Annotated in this window: 1 protein-coding gene; it reads left to right on the forward strand. The window is 66.0% G+C overall.

Annotated features, from left to right (window positions below; translation table 11 throughout):
• Positions 1-123: 123 nt before the first annotated feature.
• Positions 124-579: a MarR family winged helix-turn-helix transcriptional regulator gene (locus QRO95_RS25275; RefSeq protein WP_012481667.1), complete on the forward strand. Its 456-nt coding sequence runs from the start codon at positions 124-126 to the stop codon at positions 577-579.
• The last annotated feature ends 74 nt before the right edge of the window (positions 580-653 follow it).

A 653-nucleotide genomic window follows, 5' to 3' on the forward strand; every position in this document is an offset into this window, starting at 1 on the left:
CCCCGTCCGGCCCCTGCTGCCCCACCCGACACCATGCAGGCGCAACGCTTTCCTCACTACACCCCGCCCATTCAGAAAAACCTATTGATAGGAATGAAATTAGTAGTATCCTATCTATCTCTTATGGACCGCCCCCTCGACGAACGCACCGTGCTGCAGATGCAGCTCAGCTCCGGCCTGCTGTACGCAGGGCGGCAGTGGCAGCGCCTGGCCGACAGCCGGCTCGGCAGCTACGGCATCTCCACCGCCTGCACCATGCCGCTGCTGATGATCGGCCGCTCCGGCGGTGGCATCCGCCAGGTGGCGCTGGCCCAGCAGCTGGGCATGGAGGGTCCTTCCCTGGTGCGCCTGCTGGACAAGCTGTGCGCCAGCGACCTGGTCCGCCGCGAGAGCGACGCCAGCGACCGCCGCGCCAACCTGCTGTGGCTGACCGACGCGGGACACGCGCTGGTCAGCGAGCTGGAAGACCAGTTGATCGGCCTGCGCCAGGACGTGTTCGGCGAGCTTTCCATGGATGAACTGCACGCCGTGCTGAAGGCATGGCGCCTGCTGGCCGAGGCCGCCGACCGCATCACGTAAGAGCGCTGCCCCCGAATACCGCCGCTGCCGTGCACACGCCAGCGGCTTTTGCCCGTTGCTGTTGTTTCGTTGTT

It is taken from the genome of Stenotrophomonas maltophilia group sp. Smal13 (assembly GCF_030236855.1).
GTDB classification, from domain to species: Bacteria; Pseudomonadota; Gammaproteobacteria; order Xanthomonadales; family Xanthomonadaceae; genus Stenotrophomonas; species Stenotrophomonas maltophilia_A.